This is a genomic window from Noviherbaspirillum agri (assembly GCF_054780595.1).
In genome coordinates this window covers 78,779-97,537 of sequence record NZ_BAAGWA010000009.1, presented here as the reverse complement: position 1 = coordinate 97,537, position 18,759 = coordinate 78,779, and the positions used below count along the sequence as shown (strand labels likewise).

At 59.5% G+C, this 18,759-nt stretch carries 20 protein-coding genes; 8 read left to right on the top strand and 12 right to left on the bottom strand.

The features are described from left to right. Positions 1 to 455 precede the first annotated feature (455 nt). Positions 456 to 1,808: a TrpB-like pyridoxal phosphate-dependent enzyme gene (locus tag ACYVIA_RS15770; protein ID WP_460842410.1), complete on the bottom strand. Its 1,353-nt coding sequence runs from the start codon at positions 1,806 to 1,808 to the stop codon at positions 456 to 458. A 365-nt stretch (positions 1,809 to 2,173) separates the two neighbouring features. Here ACYVIA_RS15770 and ACYVIA_RS15765 point away from each other — a divergent pair, with 365 nt between their 5' ends. Next, on the top strand, positions 2,174 to 3,613 hold the full coding sequence (locus tag ACYVIA_RS15765) for a HupA family protein (RefSeq protein ID WP_460842407.1): 1,440 nt from the start codon (positions 2,174 to 2,176) through the stop codon (positions 3,611 to 3,613). A 147-nt stretch (positions 3,614 to 3,760) separates the two neighbouring features. Here the strand turns inward: ACYVIA_RS15765 and ACYVIA_RS15760 are convergent, their stop codons facing one another. The 3 genes from ACYVIA_RS15760 to ACYVIA_RS15750 form a co-directional block, all read right to left on the bottom strand. Beyond that, positions 3,761 to 4,138 carry a hypothetical protein gene (locus ACYVIA_RS15760; RefSeq protein ID WP_460842405.1) on the bottom strand — a complete coding sequence of 126 codons (378 nt, stop codon included), beginning with the start codon at positions 4,136 to 4,138 and terminating at the stop codon, positions 3,761 to 3,763. Positions 4,139 to 4,264: 126 nt separating this feature from the next. Next, positions 4,265 to 4,696 (bottom strand): J domain-containing protein, encoded by a 432-nt coding sequence (locus ACYVIA_RS15755; protein ID WP_460842403.1) that lies wholly within the window; start codon positions 4,694 to 4,696, stop codon positions 4,265 to 4,267. A 451-nt stretch (positions 4,697 to 5,147) separates the two neighbouring features. Continuing rightward, on the bottom strand, positions 5,148 to 5,393 hold the full coding sequence (locus tag ACYVIA_RS15750; RefSeq protein ID WP_460842401.1) for a hypothetical protein: 246 nt from the start codon (positions 5,391 to 5,393) through the stop codon (positions 5,148 to 5,150). A 467-nt stretch (positions 5,394 to 5,860) separates the two neighbouring features. Here ACYVIA_RS15750 and ACYVIA_RS15745 point away from each other — a divergent pair, with 467 nt between their 5' ends. Next, the gene (locus ACYVIA_RS15745; RefSeq protein WP_460842399.1) at positions 5,861 to 6,130 is read left to right on the top strand and encodes a hypothetical protein; all 270 of its coding nucleotides are present in this window, start codon (positions 5,861 to 5,863) and stop codon (positions 6,128 to 6,130) included. A gap of 34 nt (positions 6,131 to 6,164) precedes the next feature. Here ACYVIA_RS15745 and ACYVIA_RS15740 read toward each other — a convergent pair whose 3' ends face one another. The 4 genes from ACYVIA_RS15740 to ACYVIA_RS15725 form a co-directional block, all read right to left on the bottom strand. Beyond that, positions 6,165 to 7,244 carry a mechanosensitive ion channel family protein gene (locus ACYVIA_RS15740; protein WP_460842398.1) on the bottom strand — a complete coding sequence of 360 codons (1,080 nt, stop codon included), beginning with the start codon at positions 7,242 to 7,244 and terminating at the stop codon, positions 6,165 to 6,167. A gap of 302 nt (positions 7,245 to 7,546) precedes the next feature. Then, positions 7,547 to 7,699, bottom strand: coding sequence for a hypothetical protein (locus ACYVIA_RS15735; RefSeq protein ID WP_460842396.1), 153 nt, complete (start codon positions 7,697 to 7,699; stop codon positions 7,547 to 7,549). A gap of 482 nt (positions 7,700 to 8,181) precedes the next feature. Next, positions 8,182 to 8,490: a hypothetical protein gene (locus ACYVIA_RS15730; protein ID WP_460842394.1), complete on the bottom strand. Its 309-nt coding sequence runs from the start codon at positions 8,488 to 8,490 to the stop codon at positions 8,182 to 8,184. Positions 8,491 to 8,679: 189 nt separating this feature from the next. After that, positions 8,680 to 8,946, bottom strand: a complete 267-nt coding sequence (locus ACYVIA_RS15725; protein WP_460842393.1) for a DUF1488 family protein — start codon at positions 8,944 to 8,946, stop codon at positions 8,680 to 8,682. A 400-nt stretch (positions 8,947 to 9,346) separates the two neighbouring features. On the opposite strand from ACYVIA_RS15725, the gene ACYVIA_RS15720 reads away from it, so the two are divergent. Beyond that, the gene (locus ACYVIA_RS15720; protein WP_460842391.1) at positions 9,347 to 9,637 is read left to right on the top strand and encodes a hypothetical protein; all 291 of its coding nucleotides are present in this window, start codon (positions 9,347 to 9,349) and stop codon (positions 9,635 to 9,637) included. Between the two features lie 178 nt (positions 9,638 to 9,815). On the opposite strand, the gene ACYVIA_RS15715 is transcribed toward ACYVIA_RS15720, so the two are convergent. Next, positions 9,816 to 10,271, bottom strand: coding sequence for a hypothetical protein (locus ACYVIA_RS15715; RefSeq protein WP_460842389.1), 456 nt, complete (start codon positions 10,269 to 10,271; stop codon positions 9,816 to 9,818). Positions 10,272 to 10,765: 494 nt separating this feature from the next. Here ACYVIA_RS15715 and ACYVIA_RS15710 point away from each other — a divergent pair, with 494 nt between their 5' ends. From ACYVIA_RS15710 to ACYVIA_RS15690, 5 genes are all read left to right on the top strand, one after another. Further along, the gene (locus tag ACYVIA_RS15710) at positions 10,766 to 10,981 is read left to right on the top strand and encodes a hypothetical protein (RefSeq protein WP_460842387.1); all 216 of its coding nucleotides are present in this window, start codon (positions 10,766 to 10,768) and stop codon (positions 10,979 to 10,981) included. Positions 10,982 to 11,177: 196 nt separating this feature from the next. Beyond that, positions 11,178 to 11,408 carry a hypothetical protein gene (locus tag ACYVIA_RS15705; RefSeq protein ID WP_460842385.1) on the top strand — a complete coding sequence of 77 codons (231 nt, stop codon included), beginning with the start codon at positions 11,178 to 11,180 and terminating at the stop codon, positions 11,406 to 11,408. A 195-nt stretch (positions 11,409 to 11,603) separates the two neighbouring features. Beyond that, positions 11,604 to 12,110 (top strand): glycine zipper 2TM domain-containing protein, encoded by a 507-nt coding sequence (locus tag ACYVIA_RS15700; protein WP_460842384.1) that lies wholly within the window; start codon positions 11,604 to 11,606, stop codon positions 12,108 to 12,110. A 393-nt stretch (positions 12,111 to 12,503) separates the two neighbouring features. Then, positions 12,504 to 14,714, top strand: a complete 2,211-nt coding sequence (locus tag ACYVIA_RS15695) for a family 1 glycosylhydrolase (protein ID WP_460842382.1) — start codon at positions 12,504 to 12,506, stop codon at positions 14,712 to 14,714. Between the two features lie 108 nt (positions 14,715 to 14,822). After that, entirely contained in the window at positions 14,823 to 16,613 is a 1,791-nt protein-coding gene (locus tag ACYVIA_RS15690; RefSeq protein ID WP_460842380.1) for a glycoside hydrolase family 2 protein, read from the top strand. A 24-nt stretch (positions 16,614 to 16,637) separates the two neighbouring features. Here ACYVIA_RS15690 and ACYVIA_RS15685 read toward each other — a convergent pair whose 3' ends face one another. The 3 genes from ACYVIA_RS15685 to ACYVIA_RS15675 form a co-directional block, all read right to left on the bottom strand. Further along, a complete protein-coding gene (locus tag ACYVIA_RS15685) occupies positions 16,638 to 17,333 on the bottom strand; it encodes a UPF0149 family protein (RefSeq protein WP_460842377.1) in 696 nt (231 codons plus the stop codon). 123 nt (positions 17,334 to 17,456) lie between these two features. Further along, positions 17,457 to 18,059, bottom strand: coding sequence for an energy transducer TonB (locus ACYVIA_RS15680; protein WP_460842375.1), 603 nt, complete (start codon positions 18,057 to 18,059; stop codon positions 17,457 to 17,459). A gap of 137 nt (positions 18,060 to 18,196) precedes the next feature. Beyond that, positions 18,197 to 18,745 carry a GspH/FimT family pseudopilin gene (locus tag ACYVIA_RS15675; protein ID WP_460842373.1) on the bottom strand — a complete coding sequence of 183 codons (549 nt, stop codon included), beginning with the start codon at positions 18,743 to 18,745 and terminating at the stop codon, positions 18,197 to 18,199. Positions 18,746 to 18,759: the final 14 nt, after the last annotated feature.

The window sequence follows — 18,759 nt, the reverse complement described above, 5'->3', positions numbered from 1 at the left end:
TTGCGGTAGTGCGGCACGTCTGGAGCTGCAAGGTGCCGCAGGAATGTCGTGTGCGCGACAAATGTTGGATGCTCACCACGGACACAGCGATTGCTTGAATGAGTGCTGCAATGCATTGAACCTTCGCCTTGTCATGTGCTTTCCGCTCTGATCCTTTGCCGTCGCAGGGATTCCTTGACCGATGCAAGGAAGAGGAGAAGCAGAGTTTTCCGGGGGGCGGATTCCGTCAATTGGTTTGCATTGTGTTTTGCGGCTGGTGTAGTATGGGCCCATCCCCAACCCATACCATGGGACTTCAGAACCCGGCCACGAGCCGGTTTTTTATTGCCCGCACGTTTTTCATCGTGTGCGTGCCGTCCGCGTAGACGCGTTGGACGACACGCCATCAACTTGTGCAGCTGGCGCAGGTAATTGCGCCGGAGCGGTGTCGCCCCGACGCAAGATACTTCAAGGAATCAACCGACTTTCGGCAGGCGCGCCAGCGCTGCCTGGATCGCTTCTTCCGGATATGCATAGTCCTGCAGCTTGCCGCTGAAGTAGCTGTCATACGCACCCATGTCGAAATGGCCGTGGCCCGACAGGTTGATGAACAGCGTCTTCGCCTCGCCGCTTTCCTTGCAGCGCAGTGCCTCGGCGATACAGGCCGCGATCGCGTGGCTCGATTCCGGCGCAGGGATGATGCCTTCGGTGCGCGCAAACTGCACGCCGGCTTCGAACGTCGCCAACTGCGGCACGGCCACCGCTTCCAGCAGTTTTTCGTGATACAGCTGCGACACCAGTGCGGAATCACCGTGATAACGCAGTCCGCCTGCGTGGATGCCCGGCGGCATGAAGTCATGGCCCAGCGTGTACATCAGCGTCATCGGCGTGAGCTTCGCGGTATCGCCGTAGTCATAGGCATAATGGCCGCGCGTCAATGTCGGGCAGGAGGTCGGCTCCACCGCGACCAGCCGCACGTTCTTGCCGGCTGCCTTGTCGGCGAAGAACGGGAAGGCCGCGCCGCCGAAGTTGGAACCGCCGCCGCATGGTGCAAAGATCATGTCGGGATAGTCACCGGCAATATCGAACTGCTTCTTCGCTTCCAGTCCGATCACGGTCTGGTGCAGTAACACATGATTGAGCACGGAGCCCAGCGCGTAGTTGGTGTCGGCGCGCGATGCGGCTTCTTCCACCGCCTCGGAAATCGCGAGACCCAGCGAGCCCTGGTTGTCTGGATTCTCCGCGAGCGCGGCACGGCCGGCATTGGTGTGCTCCGACGGACTTGCAAACACTTCCGCGCCCCAGGTTTGCATCATCGAACGGCGATACGGCTTCTGGTGATAGCTGACCTTCACCATGTACACGCGCACTTCCAGCCCGAACATCTGTCCGGCCAGCGCCATCGAGCTGCCCCATTGGCCGGCGCCGGTTTCGGTGGCGATGCGCTTGATGCCCGCCTCGGCGTTGTAGTACGCCTGTGCGATCGAGGTATTCACCTTGTGCGAGCCGGCGGGGGACACGCCTTCAAACTTGTAATAGATCTTTGCCGGCGTGCCGAGTGCCGCTTCCAGGCGGTGTGCACGATACAGCGGCGTCGGGCGCCACAGCTGGTAGATCTCGCGTACTTTTTCCGGAATCTCGATCCAGCGTTCGGTGGCCATTTCCTGCTCGATCAGGCTCATCGGGAAGATGGCTGACAGTGCATCCGGCGACAGCGGCTTGCCGTCCGCGCCGAGCGGCGGTGCAGGCGGATTTGGCATGTCCGCTACGACGTTGTACCAGTGAGTGGGAATGTCCGCTTCATCCAGCAGGATCTTGGTTCTCGACATAGTGAAGTCCTAAAAAAGTAGCAAGGGGGAACGGCAATCATAGCCGGACTTGCCAACATACAAAATCCCCTCGTGCCACAAGGAATGCTCTTTTGTGGTCGGACAAACTTTCTGCATGTCGTGTGGCATTCCTTACCAGAGCACATTCCTGCTTAAGGTTAATCAAATATCACCATCACCAAACATTGCAAGATGAACATCGAAACGGGAGGGGCTTGCTCTCTCTCATCGCAGCTCCCGCTTCTGTCATCGACGTCGCAGTCATTGAGTCCCTTCTTGATGCTGTGCGGATTGGTTTAACGCACCTCCAATGCGCATCTCGCGCGGAATGCAGCAATCGCTTTGTATGGAATGAAAGGTCCGGAATGAAAAAACTATTGAACAATCGTGTGTCGACGAATATCAAGCCGATCGCCCTGGCGCTGATCGCGGCCGGTGTTCTTTCTGCTTGCGGCGGTGGCGGCGGGGGCGGTGGTGATAATCCGCCCCCAGCTACCGGCGGCGTCAGCAATCCTCCGCCTGGCGGCGGAACCAATCCACCTCCTGGTGGAGGCGGTGGAGGTGGTTCTACGCCGGACACAACACTGACCATGTCGTGCGTGGACGGCGCGGAATACCAGTGCAGTGGCGGTACCGTGCTTAAAACCGACAATGGCGTCATGCTGACTCGCTCCGGCGTGCAGGTATTCGGTATTTCCACCAGCGACCTGACGCTTGACACCGCTGTTCCTCCTGCTCCGGCTGGAACCGATGTCACCAATCCGCGCGGTTTTGCCATACCGTCCGCAGCCACCGCGCAAGTAAACGGCGTTGCCGAGGTAAGAGTCGCGAAGAATGCCACCAATGAAGTCACCCGTGTGGGCCTGCTGCTGAATGACTTCGGGCTCAAGTGGGACGGCACGACGACGCGTCCGCTGATCATCGAAACGTTCGCAACCGAGCCGGGCCGCGTTGTCCTGAATCCTGACACGCGAGCACTTGTTGTCGAGCCGTTGCGTGCAGGTACGGATGTGACTTTCTATGATCGCCGCACACAAGCCAATTACGCTAACAACACCTATCGTGCGAGCAGCCCGATCAAGAACAACCTGTTGGGTGCACTGGACGGCGGATGGCGTGCTGCCGGTGGTATCCGCGCTGACTGGGCGGAAGCAGGGCGTGAGCATGAGGACGGCGACCTGGATGCGCCAACCGAACCGGCATCAGGAACAAAGGGCTATCGCGGTTTCACCAATATCGCGTATGAGTTCGCCAATATGACTGCCTGGAACTCGCAGGATACGGTCAACATTGCTGAATGGACGACCGAGCCGAGGATTGAACATAACAAGAAGCGCCGGGGCATTGTGGCGTTCGGTAATGTCTCCAGTCCTGATGCAGTTCCAACCTCCGGTACGGCGACCTACACGGGAACGGTGTATGGATTTGCCAGCTCCGCCGATCCTGCACAGGTGGACCCGGATCCGTTTGAGGGGCGCGCAACTGTCACGGTGGATTACGCCACCGGCAATGCCAGCATCTCGATCCAGGATACGGGACGGTACGTTGAAGTGGGCGGCGTAGGCAGTGTCATTCCGGTGCCTGCTGCTTTCAGCGCGACGGCAGCAAGAGGTGCAATCAACGTCAATAACGCCAACACGAATACGCCGAACTACTTCACCGGTGAGGTAAATTCGGGTGGACTGATTGGCGGGGTGAGTGGTCGTTACTTCGGTGCTGACGCCAAAGAAGTGGGTGGAACGTTCCAGCTGCAGGGAGCATCCGGCGTTACGATCGTTGGCGGCTTCATCGGCCGCAAGCCGTAAGCCGATATCCTGCTCGCCAACCATGGCCGCCTGTCACGACAGCCATGGTCCGGCCTCAGTGCGGTGTCATGGTGCGTTGTCATGGTGCGTTGTCATGGCATTGAACACGTCAGTTGAAAGCCCGCTTCTCCAACCGGAGATGCGGGCTTATTTCTTTACGTAACTCAGGTAGAGATAACTCGCCAGCAAAACGGTAATCACAACGCAGGAAAAAGCAAACCCGATCCCGGCGCTCATGCAGGCAAGCGCAGCGCACAAGTGGTTTGTCGATTCCATCGAAGTGGATGACATGACATCCGACAGCACCCGGGTCAGTTGCAGCAGGCAGGCAGCAATGCCCACCCATTTCCAGACATAGAAGGGAAGGATCTTGCGCTGGGAACGGTTGTAGCGGTAATTGGCAATCCGCTGTTCCGCGGTGCCACGACCCGCATCACGGAAGATCCACAAGGGAATGGCCAGCCGCCAGAAATACTGAAGAGAAGAAACAATGCGCGCCAGTCGCGGCCAGCCCATCTTGTCCATTGGAATGCCACCTCCTTGCCATTAGGCTGGAATTCGGAGCAGGCGTTCACCCGGAACATGTCCGGGATGCATGGCGAGCGACGGAACGCGTTGGCTGCCTGTGAGCCGTCCACTGTCAGCTGGACGTCACATGCGCCGGAACAGCTTCCTGGAGAATTGGTCGAGGACCATGCGCATGCGCTGGATGGTCTTTGTCATGAACGATCCGCTTCGACGCGGTTCGCGGTAAATATGAAATGAGGTGCGGTGGCGCGTTCTCCTGGAAGCGTGTCGCTGCTGTCCATGGCTGTAAGCTGCAGTTGCCGGCCTTTCTGGCGGGTACTCGGCTTCCGCTTCCGTGCGTGCGATCCATGCGTCGTGTTCCTGCCGTTTGACCGGGTCCGACAGCACATCGTAGGCATTGTTGATGATCTGAATGATACGGATCGCACTCTCGCTGTTGCCGTTGCGGTCCGGATGGTATTTTTGCGACAGTGTCTTGTACGCGGCACGAATAACCTCGGGGGGCGCGTTGCGCGCGACCTTGAGATTGTCGTAATGCGTGTGAACTCGTGCCATGGTTGGCATTTCCGCTGGTGTTGATGGATGACGAGCAGACCGGACGCCACTGATCTGTAGATCAACGGTCTCGTTCATCGGCTGCAACCGTGCCTGGGCCTTATAGCGCTAGTTTGTAACGCTACTTGTAACGCTATGTTAGGCGGGAAGGAACGAACGGCTATTGCAAATTATCAAGCGCCCTTGAAAAATTGACACGCAGGAATTGCGCCCGTCGTTACTGACCGCGAATGGATCCGGCCGCGCGCCCCGTATATTCTGACAGCGCAAATGCCGAAAAGATGCAGGTTCTGATAGACGCACTTTCTGCATCCGGTTTGACACAGGCGGCAAACGGGCATGGCTGCGCCAGGGAGCAGATGTATGCGTTGCGTCATGCGTGGCTGCCATCGTAGGCGCACATCAGCCCTGAAAAGCGTATAAGTCCTGCGAAGCGGTGCCGGAGACTGTTTCAGTCGGACCCGGTCTCTAATCCCGCAGCAATCAACTCGTTGCCCGCACGTCTTGCGGCTTCAATTGCTTCCTCATAGTCCGTGAAGCGGTGGTCGGATGCGTGGCGCTTGTCGACTACGCAGACAAAGTCCTGCCGCGCGTCGTCGAACTTGAGGATAGACAGAAATGGCTCCCACTCGCCGGAACTGCCGAGCTCGTGCGCGATGAGGTGAAGCTGATACTTCCCGATGGTCTCGATTTGCATGGTGTGCCTCTGAAGTTCAGGCAATCGTAGCAGTGCCGATGAATCGATTATTGAGCTCTGTCGACCGCGGGCCCCAAATCCCTGAGGCGACCTCGTGCCGCTGCAATGCATGACAGCGGCCATTGCAGCGGCTCGTTGCTGAAGGGCGTGTGTTGGCCGTGCACCGACACTTTGCGCAAGGTGTTGGAAGTACGGTTTCTCCAAAGGATTGCCTGCACCGGAAATGGCGGCTTTTTTAGCGATTTTGTTATTTGAATTGCACGGCTTTGCACGTATTTGGATCGCGGTTGCGCTGTTTCGAAACGGCACATATTTTGCTGAAGCAGATGCAGGGGCAGCACCTGTCGCTGTGGCACAGACAGGTCATCGCCGTCGTACCGGAAGACGGTGCGATTTCATACCTGTGTCACAAAGCGCCAGCAGACTAAAGGTCGCTGCGTTGCAAGCAAGATCGAAGGAGGTAAGCCGTGAAGATTACGAACGAAATGCTCCAGGCCGCCATGAAGAAAGCCGTAGAGGCGGGGCTCTTGCCCCGTAATGCCTACCGCGAGAACATGACGGACAATCAGGAGCTGATTCGATTCATCCTGAAGGCCGCACTGGATGTCTCGCCATCGGCCCGGCAACCGTCAGGGCAGGAGCATCCTCTCTCGTATCGCCCTGCCGGCAATCGTCGCGGTGCGCAGAATGGCAAGAAAGGTGCGCGTGTTTCGGAGTACTCCTTTCGTTCCGCGTAAGAAAAGCCCGTAGTCTTGGTCTTTGCGTGCGCTGCTATCCGGCGTCGGGCAATACACGTGGCCGGCTTGATTCGGGGCCCGTGCTGCGTACGTGGGGCAGGCAGTCCGGATAGTCGCGCTGGATGAAGTCGATCAGGCGCTCGCGCACCCGGCAACGCAGGTCCCACAGATGCCCGGCGTTGGCGGCACTGACCAGGACGCGTATCTGCATTGCGCGCTCATTGGTGTCGAACACCTGGACCTGGCACAACCGGCCGTCCCATTCCGGCGCTTCCTTGCAGATGGATTCGGCTTCCTTGCGGACGGCATCCACCGGCAACCGATAGTCGACCCAGAGAAACACCGTGCCGAGTATGTCGGCGTTGGTCCGGGTCCAGTTCTGGAACGGATTTTCGATAAACCATTGCAGCGGCACGATCAGGCGGCGCTGGTCCCAGATGCGTATGACAACATAGGTGCCGGTGATCTCCTCGATGTGGCCCCATTCGTTCTGCACGATGACCACGTCCTCCAGGCGTATGGGCTGCGCAAGCGCGATCTGCATGCCGGCCAGGAGGTTGCCGAGCACCGGCTTTGCGGCAAAACCGACCACGAGTCCCGCCACACCAGCCGATGCAAGCAGGCTGGTGCCGATCGTGCGCAGGAAAGGCAGCGTCATCATTGCCGTTCCGGTACCGATCAGGATCAGCATCACCATGGCTGAGCGGGAAAGAACTTTCGTTTGCGTCTGGATGCGGCGCGCCTGCAGGTTGTCGGGCGTATCGGACGGATTGAGTTCGATGATCGTGCGTTCGACCGCCTGCACACTGCGCACACCCAGCCACGTCAGGGCACCGATAAGGAAAAGCGCATTGACATGGCGCACCGCTTCAATGCCGTCCAGCGCGTCAGGTGAGTTGCGCAGGATGACCTGGTTGAGCAGCAGGAAAAACACCAGGGCGATTGCCCGATGGCCATACTGCACCAGCTTGCGGGAGAACGGCAGGGTGAACGTCAGCCGTAGCAGGATGTCAGTGCCGATCCTGTGAAGGACCAGGATCATCAGCAGCGAAAAAAACAGCTGGGCGATGACGCGGATCCATGGAAGCCCCTGGACCAGGACGACCCAGGGCATGACCGTGTAAGCAAGCGCCTCCAACCAGTCAGGCGTCCTGTCCGTCATCGGGATGGTCTATCGCGTGCAAGCAATGTATTGGTATGCCCGGCATGTTCGCGGCGCCAGGCAACACCGAGATGTTCCATCCCTGCGGGGGCAAGTAGCGGGAGAGGGCGGTGGAAGGCTTCAGGTTCCATGCATAAGTCTGGAAAACAAAAGGAGCATGGCATCGGTCGGGATGATTGCGCTTGATGATGGATGCGCCACGCTATTGCGGCAGGGGAAGGCATTGCCCGAATGCGGGCAGGTTGGCCGGGCTGCTAATCACGCTTTCCCATATCGAATTTGCCTTCTTTGGCAACCGGATTATGGTCGGGCACGGGCTCCTTGTCCGGGGATGGATTCTTGTCCGGCATTGGGTCGTCACCGGGATCCGGCTCCGGCGGGACTTGGTGATCGTCGAGTGTCAGCATCGCAGGCTCCGAGTGGTACACGGCATGAATCCTACGCGGCGCAGGAAGGAGATCATTGAGCCATATCATGCGCACACCGCTGCTGGTTACCGAGTGTGGATGAGACGGCGACCTTGCTGATGTCTCTATCAACACGCGAACTGATGTCCGATTTTGCGTCGCAAAGGAAAATCCCATAGGAATTAGTCACTTGGCGACTAATTCACATGTTTATCCACAAGGTTGACCACAATTGCTGTGAGTAACTTTTGCGATAGTGCGTGTGAGAGTACCCGGGATCCGCGCCTGCCTATGCTGCGCAGGGAGTGCTGCTCCAACCGAAGCGTTACGTTGTTACGAGAAAACGGGAGGCCGCTTGCGATGAGCTTGCAAGTCGGCCCTGAGTAAGCACGCAATCAGCATGCAATCAGCAGGCAACCACCATGCAACCAGCGCGGAGCAGGAGCAGGTGCCGGTCAGTGTGCCAAGCTGATTGCGAACGTTCAGGCAGAGGCCGAAGCCTTTGGCTTGAACTGCTTGTCGCTGATGCGGAATTTGTTGCGGCGGTCACCCATCAGGTGGCGCAGGTCCTTGATGCTCAAGTCTGACACTTCATGCATGCGGATCAGCAGGGAAGCGCCAACCGGCAAGCGGCGATGGCGGATCTTGCTGATCAGCGGTGGTGCGACCTCGAGGGCACGCGACAGCGCTGCATCGTTCTTGAGGTTGAGTTTTTCAATCAAGGACTCCAGCAGATTGTTGGGGTCGTATTGAAATTGCTCGGAAGCGTTCATCTCTTTGGTTTCGTTCATCTGTGTTTTCCCCGTTTCTGGTTCGATCTGGACTTATTCTGAACAATCGTATGAATGTATTTTTGATAATTCTCAGAGGAGCTTATTTCTACGCCGCCAGCTGGGAAAGTGGGTACTTGCCTTGCTCTCTTTTGCATTCGGAAAAAAGCTTCGCCAGCGCAGCGAGCGGAGCCCTTCTCCTGGCATCCGTCAGACGAAATAGGCCGCGCCGAGGACGAGAGGCGTGCCGCTGACACCGGCGACCACGAGCCGGCGTGCGACGCTGTGGATCTGGTCTTCGAAGGCGCGATAAGTCTGCATAAAATCCAGCTGGCCGCCTTTCATGCGGCGCAGGTGGGCAAGGGCGTTCTTCGACACCAGGCATTCCCGGTCAACGAAACCGACTTCGACGGTGAAGGTAACTCCGTCCTCTGCCACCCGTGGCGGCGCAATCGTCTTGTGCATTGTTGTCTCCATGTTTTTTCCGATTTTGTAGGGCCTGTCTGATAACTCGCGATGTGCTCGCGCTGGAGGACGGCGGTGCCCGATCCTCACGCGCCTGCGTGCGGCGTCCCGAGACCCGCCTGTTCGCGACGATTCTCGAACAGGCTCCAGGGACGCCTGCAGTTGATAGTAATGAGTCATTACGGCAATGTTTTGACGGCAATCAACTTCTGGAGGTCAGTCGCAGAAAAGCCATGATGTGTCCGATACCGGATGGGCGGAGAGTCTGTTTTCCTTGACGGCGCAGGCTTGCGCGAACAGGCAATGTCGCGAAGAATGTCGGCTGCGCGCGGCGGCATGACGCAGTCGTGTCCGAATGATCGTTCACCGGCGGTGGACGTCGCGTTGCACGGCCTTTGAGGAGAGGGCAAACATGTACCTGGACCATCCGAAAATCACTGCCACCAACAGCAATACCGAGCCAGACCGCATCGAAAGGCTCAATCGTGTCTACGGATACAGCGTGGCGCTCGCCGATTGTGCGGCGAACAAGACATTCCTCGGCAAGCTGTCACATCTGCACGACCATAAGGGCGTGCTGACTGTCGTGTGGTACGAGGTGCCTACAGAGGAAGAGAAGGGCTTTTTTGTGAAAGCCTGGAACAGCAAGATCGGTGACGAAACGATGCATGTCGAACACGAGTTGGCGCCGCTTCCCGGGTGACCCGCCCGGGTCACCATTGCGGCGGACAACAGCACCGCAAGGCAGTTTTGCCATCGTCCTTGCGCAGATGGCAGCGTTACCGGCATTGGCCGTAACCGTCGAGGCAGTTGCATTCATCGCACCAAGCCCACCTATCGAACTGCACCGCACCGCAATGCATTCGCCGGTGCGGACCTGCCTACTTCGCCGAAGGGACCAGCATGATGACGTTGGTGTTGGAAATCTGGTCCTGGATCTTTTCGATTTCTTCCAGCAGGTTCATCAAGGCACGCAGCCAGGGATATCGCCCGTAGCGTATCGTGCGGTTGTTGGTCTCCAGGTCTGCAATGAATTGCGGCGTCATGATATGCGGATGCCGGGTGCTGCACACACCGCCGTGGAGTTGTGCGCGCTTGCCGAGGTAAGCCATCGCGCAGGTGCGTTTGTAGGCGGCGACGCTGCCGAAGCGCTCGATGATCGCGGCCTTGTTGTCCCGGCAACGCTCCAGGCAGAGCAGATACGCTTTCCAGTCACCCTCACGGATTTCGATTGCGCCCGGCCTCAGGCTGCTGTTTGCTACGGTGTCGTTCGAAGCGGCGCCTGTGGACACCACCTCTTTCGATACGATTTCTTCTGAATCCAAAACTGCTGACACACTACCTCCCGGCGTCGTGCTAACTGGCTGCTGCCCCTGTTGAATCGGCCTACTTTGACGTGACGCCAGAGGGAAAAGTTCATCGGGGAAATGAGGGGATTTCACCGGCCATCTCTGCCTTATGCTGTGCGGGACAGGGCCGATCTTTCAGTCAGTATGCAGCAGCATGACGACGCGATGAGTGCGAGGATTGTGCGGTAAACCACCCTCTGTTTTCGCCATCAGGAACACGCCCGAGCGATCCAATTTCCGCATGAACGATTGCAGGGCATTGCAGTCGAATCCGACATACTCCAAAGGCAAGGATTCAGCCCGCCACCGCAAGGTGTGCGGGCATTTTTTTGTATTGTTCTTTTGATGAAAGTGTTGGCGCGTACACACGAAATTTTTCGGATACTTTTCATCGGGCGGGAAGTTGCGACTATACTTTTTCCAGCGCTCTCGGTTTCTCTCTCGGGTGCCAGGACACTAGTTGCTGAATGGACGGCTGAATCATGAATGATGCAGACCATATCGACGACCGTAACGAACCTGTCAGGCGGGCCGACGGCATGCCATTGCAGAATCTCGCTGCATTCTCTGCATTGAAACCGAAGGGGGCTTGCTGGTACTGCAACCAGCCGCTGGATAACGTCAGGCGCTTCTGCAGCAAGACCTGCGCCGACGACTATCGCGCCGAAGAAGAAACATTCAATTCCCCGCCGGCCTGATCCTCCGAAAGCACGCTGACTTCTTGCCGGCTCCCTTGGGGCGTCCCGCGTTCCTCGATGCAACTCGCCTCGGAGCAACTTGAGCAGTCACAACGCCTGTGCGCATTTCTTCCCGCATCTTTCCGAAATATTGTCTGATAACCAAGATCGGACGTGCGCCCACGTTACGCGCACGCATGACTGCGGGGAGTGGAGAATGACACCGGAGGAAGTACTGTCGGACCTGAATGCGAAGAACCGCGACGCGCTCTACGCGTGCAAGGATTTCCAGACGCTGACGCCCGAACAGGTGCTGGCGCTGATGGATGCAGCCGCAATGCAGGGTTTTCGCATGGGCAGCAATACCGCGCTGTCGTTGGTGAAGGGATCGATCCTGGTGCAACTTGCACGCAGGAGCAAGGCGGGGAACAGCGCATCGGACGCCTGAGATGCCGAAGCACCGAAGGACTTGCCGTCGCTGCACGCAAGCCGCAACAACACGCCACTGCATCGATAGTTGCAAAGCGACACATAACGATACATTTCTCCTGTAGTCCTTTCCGCTTGCTTCCGCGTTTAATGGGCAGGTTTCCATGCATGTCGTTCCCATGCATGGCATATCAATCTAAAGGGAGAAATCAACATGAAAAATCTGCGGCCGAAGCTGGCAGTGCTTTTCCTCTGTACCTGCAGCGCCGCGGCGGCCGTCGCTGCCGAATTTGATGACTATGCGCGTGTCGTCCGCGTGACGCCGCAGGTCGAGCAAGTGAATTACCCGCAACAGGAGTGCTACAACGAATATGTTCCGGTGCAGCGCCAGCCGCAACGCGGCGTTGGCGGCTCCATCCTCGGCGGCGTGGCTGGCGGTATCATCGGCAACCAGGTTGGTGGCGGCAGCGGGCGGACTGTTGCAACCGCTGCCGGCGCGATCGCCGGTGCGATCGTCGGTGACCGTCTGGAAAACAACGGCAATTCCGGTGTCGTCGAGCACCAGCAGGTGCGCCAGTGCCGCACCGTCGACAACTGGCAGACACGCACGAATGGCTACGCGGTCACCTACAACTACCGCGGCCAGACCTATACCAGCGTCATGCCTTACGATCCGGGCGACCGCCTGCCGGTGCGCGTCTCGGTCACGCCGCGCATGTAACAGGCTGTCGAAAAACTACTGCGCGGGCCAAGTCGGGCCTGCGGCGTTCGCTGCCGTTATCAAACGGGTTCGGACAGCGCCTTGCACCCCGCAAAGGCGCGTTTTTACGCCGGCAACGCCACTGCGCATGCCGGCGTTTCACTTTGATGCACTTTGAGGCAGCTCGCTCGCTGCGCGCATCGAGGGAACGATTCACCTGCCGTCAGGTCAGCGTGATTTGTTCAATCAACAAAACGGCTATCCCGGAAAAGCAATACGCAGAAGGGTTGCAACGCTTTCCATCCCTTCCTCAAAGCCACGCAAGTGCAGGCGGTCGCGTCTGCAGGAGGCGCTTTGCAGTGCGAGGCGCTCGGCGTGCGCGCGTTACCGGTCCTCTTCCGGACTGCATAGCCAATGACCTTCATGATGCCGAAAGAAAGCAAGCACGCGAATGCCTCCGCACACCAGCCGCCGCTGGAACTCTGGGGCGGTGTGGAATGCACCATAGCCCGTCTGCAAGATACCTACCGTAACCAGATTGCCGAAACCGGCCACGCCGACCGCATCGGCGACCTCGATGCCATTGCAAGCCTTGGCATCAGGACGCTGCGCTATCCCGTGCTGTGGGAGAGCATCGCACCCGACCATCCTGACCAGACAGACTGGCGCTGGCATGATGAACGCCTTGCCCGGCTGCGTGAGCTTGGCATCGCGCCGATTGCCGGGCTTGTCCACCATGGCAGCGGACCGCGGTATACGAACCTGCTGGACCCGAACTTTCCGGAGATGCTGGCGCGTCATGCAGAGCAGGTTGCGCAACGTTATCCATGGATCACTTCATTTACGCCGGTGAATGAACCGTTGACCACGGCGCGTTTTTCCGGCCTCTACGGGCACTGGTATCCGCACGGGCGCGACGTCGACGTGATGCTGCGAGCGCTTTATATCCAGTGCAGGGCAACCGCGCTGTCCATGCGCGCGATACGGCGCATCACGCCGCATGCGCAGCTGGTGCAGACGGAAGATGTCGGCAAGACCTTCAGCCGGCCTGACCTCAAGTACCAGGCGGATTACGAAAACGAGCGCCGCTGGCTGGGCTTTGACCTGCTATGCGGCCGCATCGGCACGGATCACCCCTGGTACAAGACCTTCCTTGAGGCGGGGCTCGATGCGCGGCAAATGGCGTTCTTTGTCGACGAGCCCTGCGTGCCCGACATCATCGGCTTCAACCATTACGTCACCAGCGAGCGCTTTCTCGATCATCGCAAGGAGCTCTACCCGCCGGGCTTTGCCGGCGTAGACGCCCCCTACGTCGATATCCACGCAACCCGCGTGCATGAAGCCGAAGGCATGACCGGACCCGAACTTCGCCTGCGTGAAGTCTGGGAGCGCTACCGCTTGCCGATCGCCGTCACCGAGGCGCACCTCGGCGGTTCGCACGACGACCAGCTGCGCTGGCTGCACGAGATGTGGCAGGCTGCGATCAAGCTGCGCGAAGAGGGCGTGGATATGCGCGCGGTCACCGTCTGGTCGATCTTCGGTTGTGTGGACTGGAATTCCCTCCTGGTGCATCGAAACGGCTTTTACGAGAGCGGCCTGTTCGACGTGCGCGGCAAGCAGGTGCGGCCGACCGCGCTGGCTGCAGCGGCGAAGTCGCTCGCGACAACAGGCGCGTTTGACCACCCGGCGCTCGATGGCATGGGATGGTGGCGGCGCCCCGACCGCTACGCCGTGCCGCCGACGCAAACCATCGTCACGCCCGCCATGATCAGCTCCGAGCGCAGGCTGGTGATCACCGGCGCCAGCGGCACGCTCGGACGCGCGCTGTCGCACGTGTGCGGACACCGCAGCCTCGCGCATGAACTGCTTTCGCGTGCCGACATGGACATCGCCGACGAAGCGTCGGTGGAAGCTGCGCTCGCGCGCCACCGGCCGTGGGCAGTCGTCAATGCGGCGGGTTACGTGCGCGTGGCCGATGCGTCGCGCGAGTCGGACCGTTGCTTCCGCGAGAATGCGGACGGTGCGGAAATCGTGGCGCGCGCCTGCGCAAGACTGGGCATCCCGTACGTGACGTTCTCCTCCGACCTGGTATTCGATGGCCGCCTCGGGCGCGCGTATGTCGAAAGCGACCAGGTGTCGCCCTTGTGCGTGTATGGCAGCAGCAAGGCGGAAGCGGAGCAGCGCGTGCTCAAGGCTTTCCCCGATGCACTGGTCGTGCGCACCAGCGCCTTCTTCGGCCCCTGGGACCGCTACAACTTCGTGCATGCCGTACTGCGCGACCTTTCTGCCGGCAAGCCCTTCGAGGCGAGTGACGACAGGCATGTATCGCCAACCTACGTGCCGGACCTTGCGCATGCGACGCTCGATCTGCTGATCGACCGCATGCACGGGATCTGGCATCTGGCCAACCAGGGATCGATGTCGTGGTATGAACTGGCCGAGCGCGCGGCGCGGCTGGCACGGCTGGAGACGTCCGGGCTGGTGCGACTGACTGGCGGTGATGGCGGAATCAACTCGCTGTCGAGCGAGCGCGGCCTGATCCTGCCCAGCTTCAGCAGCGCCATGGAGCGCTACATGCAGGAAAACACCATTGCCTGGAACGAGCCTCCGCGGTATGCGGCCTGAGGCTTGGGCATAAAGCAGGGCAACATGTAATTCTTTGCAATGCCTTGGGAACAGCAAGCAATTGGCATACTCCAATCGCAAGAAAGCTGACTCCGTGAAGGAAGAAGAATGCCCGAGTACGCATACCCGCGCCCGCAACTGGTGCGTGAGCACTGGCAGTCGCTGAATGGCCAGTGGAAATTCTGTTTCGATAACGAAAAAAAATACCGGCGCCCGAGCGATCCCATCCAGTGGACCCACGAGATCACGGTGCCGTATCCGCCGGAATCGCAGGCAAGCGGCATTGGCGATCGCGGCTTTCATCGTGCGTGCTGGTATCAGCGCGAGTTCGACATCTCCGCCGAAGGCCAGCGGGTGTTGCTGCATTTTGGCGCGGTGGATTACCGTGCGCGCGTCTGGGTCAACGGCAATCGTGTCGCCGACCATGAGGGCGGGCACAGCTCCTTCCATGCCGACATCACCGATTACCTGAAGGATGCGACCCGCCATACGGTGACGGTCTATGTCGAGGACGACCCGCACGACCTCGGCAAGCCGCGCGGCAAGCAGGACTGGCAGCTCGAGCCGCACTCCATCTGGTATCCGCGCACCACCGGCATCTGGCAGCAGGTGTGGCTGGAGCGGGTGCCGCGCACGTATATCCAGAAGCTGCGCTGGACACCGCATTTCGAAGGCTTTGAAATCGGCTGCGAGACCTTCGTTACCGGCGACGCCGTGGACGAGGAGCTGTTTGTCGAGGTGCGCATCCGGCACGGCGACAAGATGCTTGCGGACGACTACTACAAGGTCATTGGCGGCGAAGCCAGCCGCAAGATTTCGCTATCCGATCCCGGCATCGACGACTCGCGCAATGAATTGCTGTGGAGCCCGGAGCGCCCGACGCTGCTCGATGTCGAGCTGACGCTGCGGCTAAAGGACCAGGTGCTGGACAAGGTGAAGTCCTACACCGCGTTGCGCTCGGTCGCTATCAATCGCGACCGCTTCATGCTGAACGGCCGGCCGTATCACCTGAAGCTGGTGCTGGACCAGGGTTACTGGCCCGATACGCTGCTGGCCGCGCCAGACGACGATGCGCTGCGCAGGGATGTCGAGCTGGCCAAGGCGATGGGATTCAACGGCGTGCGCAAGCACCAGAAGGTGGAGGATCCACGCTACCTGTACTGGGCCGACAAGCTCGGGCTGATGGTATGGGAAGAGATGCCTTCCACCTATCGCTTTACACCGACGTCGATCAACCGCCTCGTGCGCGAGTGGAGCGAGGTGATCGACCGCGATTACAGCCACCCGTGCATCATCGTCTGGGTGCCGTTCAATGAATCCTGGGGCGTGCCCAATTTGACGTCGATGCAGCCGCATCGCAATGCGGTGGAGGCGCTGTACCACCTGACGCACACCTTCGACCCGACGCGGCCGGTGATCGGCAACGACGGCTGGGAAGCCTCCGCTACCGACCTGCTCGGCATCCATGATTACGACGGTGACCCGGAGCGGATTGCGCAACGCTATTCCAGCGCCAATGCCAAGGACCTGTTCGATCGTCGGCGTCCGGGCGGACGCATCCTCACACTCGACGGCTACCCGCATCGCGGCCAGCCAATCATCCTCACCGAGTTTGGCGGCATTACCTATGCGAAAGTACCGGAGCCGGGCGTGAAAGATGTGTGGGGCTATTCGACGGCGGGTAGCGACCAGGACTTTGCCGACAGCTACCGGCGCCTGCTGGAAGTGGTGAACGAAACGCAGCTCTTCAGCGGCTTCTGCTATACGCAGTTCTCGGACACCTTCCAGGAAGCCAACGGCCTGCTAACCGCAGACCGCACGCCCAAACTGCCGCTGGAAGACATCTTCAAGGCCACGCGCAACATCAAGCCGAACGCGAAGGCGCAGTACGGCGTGTAATGGATATAGGGGAGGGCGCTGCGTTCAGGCGTCCGGCTGGTCCGCCCCGCAGCACTTCTTGAACTTCTTGCCGCTGCCGCAAGGGCAGGGATCATTGCGGCCTACCTTGGGGGCTTCACGCTGCACCTGCTGCACCGCCGATTTGCGCAGCGGCTTCCAGTAGCGATGGATATGCGGGATCGCAGCTTCCATTTCGACGGCAAGCTTGTGACGCTTGGTCGGATCGTCGACCAGCTCCGCTTCCTCTTCTTCGATCTCTTCCGCGCCGAGCAGGTAAATCGGCTCCACCATGTCGGCGATATTGGACGACCAGATCGGCTCCCATGCTTCTGCGCGCAGGTTCATCCCTTCCCAGAAACCCCAGGCCCACGCGTCGCCGTCGAGCAGCATCTTGCCGTCGACCTCATGCTCGCAGAACAGCGGCTCGAATTCCTTCGGCGCGACGTCGAAAGTCATCACGACTTCGTTCATGAAGCGCGCGATCAGCGCCGTGATGCGCTCGGCCTCCTTCTGCGACTTGAACTGCGGCTCCTTGCGCTCGGATCCCCATACACAAGGCAGCCATTCCGCCATCAGCACTTCCTCCGGGCCGATCGCCAGCGCCGTCAGGAAGCCGTGCAGCGAATCCATCGTCATGCCGTCCTCGGCACAGCGGTCGGACAGCAGGAACTGGTCGAGTTCCTTGAATTCCTTGTCGGAGAGGGGTTCGTCGAGATGCATGGGAAAGGTCATTCAGATGAGAGGAAAGCGCGTAGTTTACTCTCTTCTCTGGCTAGCCCTGCCGGGTTTGTTGCATGACATGAGTCAATACAGCCAGAAGCGCGAGGGCAGGAAGCGCGGTGCCTATTCTGCCGAGGATGGAAGCTCTTCGCTCACCACTGTCACCCGTACCTGGGACTGCACAGGCCTGCCGTTGATTTCGCCTGGCCTGAACCGGGCGCTTTTAAAGCGTTCGACCACACGTTCAGTGAATTCCCTCGCTTCTTCGGCATCCGTTGAAGGAATGACATCGACAACGGTTCCATCGACATCGATCAGGATCGTCAGGTCAACCGTGCCGGAGAATGCAATGCCGCTGACATCCGCAACATTCAGATCGATGGGAGCGAGCGGACTGGGTTGCTGCGTCAGTTTACCCGACGCCAGATAATCGTTCGAAGCTGTGACGTCCTGTGTCGCAGGAGGGCTGGGACTTTCAACTGCCGCTGGCGAAGCGGGTGACTCTTCCGTGGATGGAGCACTTTCGCTAAACACCGTGTCCGCAGGGAGCGGGCGTTCGGTCGTGGCCATGTCGCTTGGTAGCAGGCTGACGGAGACCGTCAGCGGCGTCTTCCGATCACGTGACGTACCCCCATGCTCGAAAGGACTGATGTGCCCAAACCAGGAAAACAATGCAGCATGCAGGGCGAGCGAGCAAATGGAAAACTTTGCTATGTCAACGTTCATGTCGCTCGTGAGTAGATTTGCCACCGCCGTTGGCCATCGTGAACGTCAGGCAGGCTGATGGCATTTGAGATCCCGAAAAAAGAAAACGGTGCGTCGAAACGCACCGCATTTTACTTCGGATCGAATCGACGGATCGGTCAGGAACACGCGCCGACTGACGTTTTCGATGTGGACGGGCGGCCCGTTGCGCTGATGCTGACGACCCGCTCCTGACTGCCGGCGGTCGGTGTGGCACGGCAGATCGTAAACGAAGCCTGCGTTGCCCCGACGCCGGTTGGCTGGAAGGTCAGCGACAGGGTCGGCGTGCTGCCCGCATCCACGCCGGTAATCTTGAACCCGCCCGGCACCGCCTGCTGGTGCTGGATCACAGTGGTGCCCGCCATGACGATCCAGCCCTGTTGCCAGCCGCCGGACGTGGCACAGTTGGCGCCATCGGCCGATGCACACAAGGTAACGGTCGCATTCCGCTTGATCGCCTCACTGCGGGCGACAATCGCGCTGGACACCAGGTTGTTTGCATACGACCCGAGCTTGGTCCCCAGCAGCGCATTCTCGAAGGATGGGGTCGCGACCGCAAGAAGAATGGACAACACGGCAACGGTGACCATCAGCTCGATCAGTGTAAAACCGTCCTGCGCTCTCGCCGCAATTCTCCGCGCAATCAGACTGCATCGACTGGCATTCATTGGTGTTCCTTCGG

What these genes read in the sequence shown, in the direction of transcription:
- ACYVIA_RS15735 (WP_460842396.1), bottom strand. Translation starts at nt 7,699, where the DNA reads ATGCTGACACTCGACGATCACCAAGTCCCGCCGGAGCCGGATCCCGGT.
- ACYVIA_RS15720 (WP_460842391.1), top strand. Translation starts at nt 9,347, where the DNA reads ATGTACCTGGACCATCCGAAAATCACTGCCACCAACAGCAATACCGAG.
- ACYVIA_RS15690 (WP_460842380.1), top strand. Translation starts at nt 14,823, where the DNA reads ATGCCCGAGTACGCATACCCGCGCCCGCAACTGGTGCGTGAGCACTGG.
- ACYVIA_RS15730 (WP_460842394.1), bottom strand. Translation starts at nt 8,490, where the DNA reads ATGAACGAAACCAAAGAGATGAACGCTTCCGAGCAATTTCAATACGAC.
- ACYVIA_RS15750 (WP_460842401.1), bottom strand. Translation starts at nt 5,393, where the DNA reads ATGCAAATCGAGACCATCGGGAAGTATCAGCTTCACCTCATCGCGCAC.
- ACYVIA_RS15725 (WP_460842393.1), bottom strand. Translation starts at nt 8,946, where the DNA reads ATGGAGACAACAATGCACAAGACGATTGCGCCGCCACGGGTGGCAGAG.
- ACYVIA_RS15685 (WP_460842377.1), bottom strand. Translation starts at nt 17,333, where the DNA reads ATGCATCTCGACGAACCCCTCTCCGACAAGGAATTCAAGGAACTCGAC.
- ACYVIA_RS15765 (WP_460842407.1), top strand. Translation starts at nt 2,174, where the DNA reads ATGAAAAAACTATTGAACAATCGTGTGTCGACGAATATCAAGCCGATC.
- ACYVIA_RS15695 (WP_460842382.1), top strand. Translation starts at nt 12,504, where the DNA reads ATGACCTTCATGATGCCGAAAGAAAGCAAGCACGCGAATGCCTCCGCA.
- ACYVIA_RS15710 (WP_460842387.1), top strand. Translation starts at nt 10,766, where the DNA reads ATGAATGATGCAGACCATATCGACGACCGTAACGAACCTGTCAGGCGG.
- ACYVIA_RS15755 (WP_460842403.1), bottom strand. Translation starts at nt 4,696, where the DNA reads ATGGCACGAGTTCACACGCATTACGACAATCTCAAGGTCGCGCGCAAC.
- ACYVIA_RS15675 (WP_460842373.1), bottom strand. Translation starts at nt 18,745, where the DNA reads ATGAATGCCAGTCGATGCAGTCTGATTGCGCGGAGAATTGCGGCGAGA.
- ACYVIA_RS15770 (WP_460842410.1), bottom strand. Translation starts at nt 1,808, where the DNA reads ATGTCGAGAACCAAGATCCTGCTGGATGAAGCGGACATTCCCACTCAC.
- ACYVIA_RS15740 (WP_460842398.1), bottom strand. Translation starts at nt 7,244, where the DNA reads ATGCCCTGGGTCGTCCTGGTCCAGGGGCTTCCATGGATCCGCGTCATC.
- ACYVIA_RS15700 (WP_460842384.1), top strand. Translation starts at nt 11,604, where the DNA reads ATGAAAAATCTGCGGCCGAAGCTGGCAGTGCTTTTCCTCTGTACCTGC.
- ACYVIA_RS15705 (WP_460842385.1), top strand. Translation starts at nt 11,178, where the DNA reads ATGACACCGGAGGAAGTACTGTCGGACCTGAATGCGAAGAACCGCGAC.
- ACYVIA_RS15760 (WP_460842405.1), bottom strand. Translation starts at nt 4,138, where the DNA reads ATGGACAAGATGGGCTGGCCGCGACTGGCGCGCATTGTTTCTTCTCTT.
- ACYVIA_RS15680 (WP_460842375.1), bottom strand. Translation starts at nt 18,059, where the DNA reads ATGAACGTTGACATAGCAAAGTTTTCCATTTGCTCGCTCGCCCTGCAT.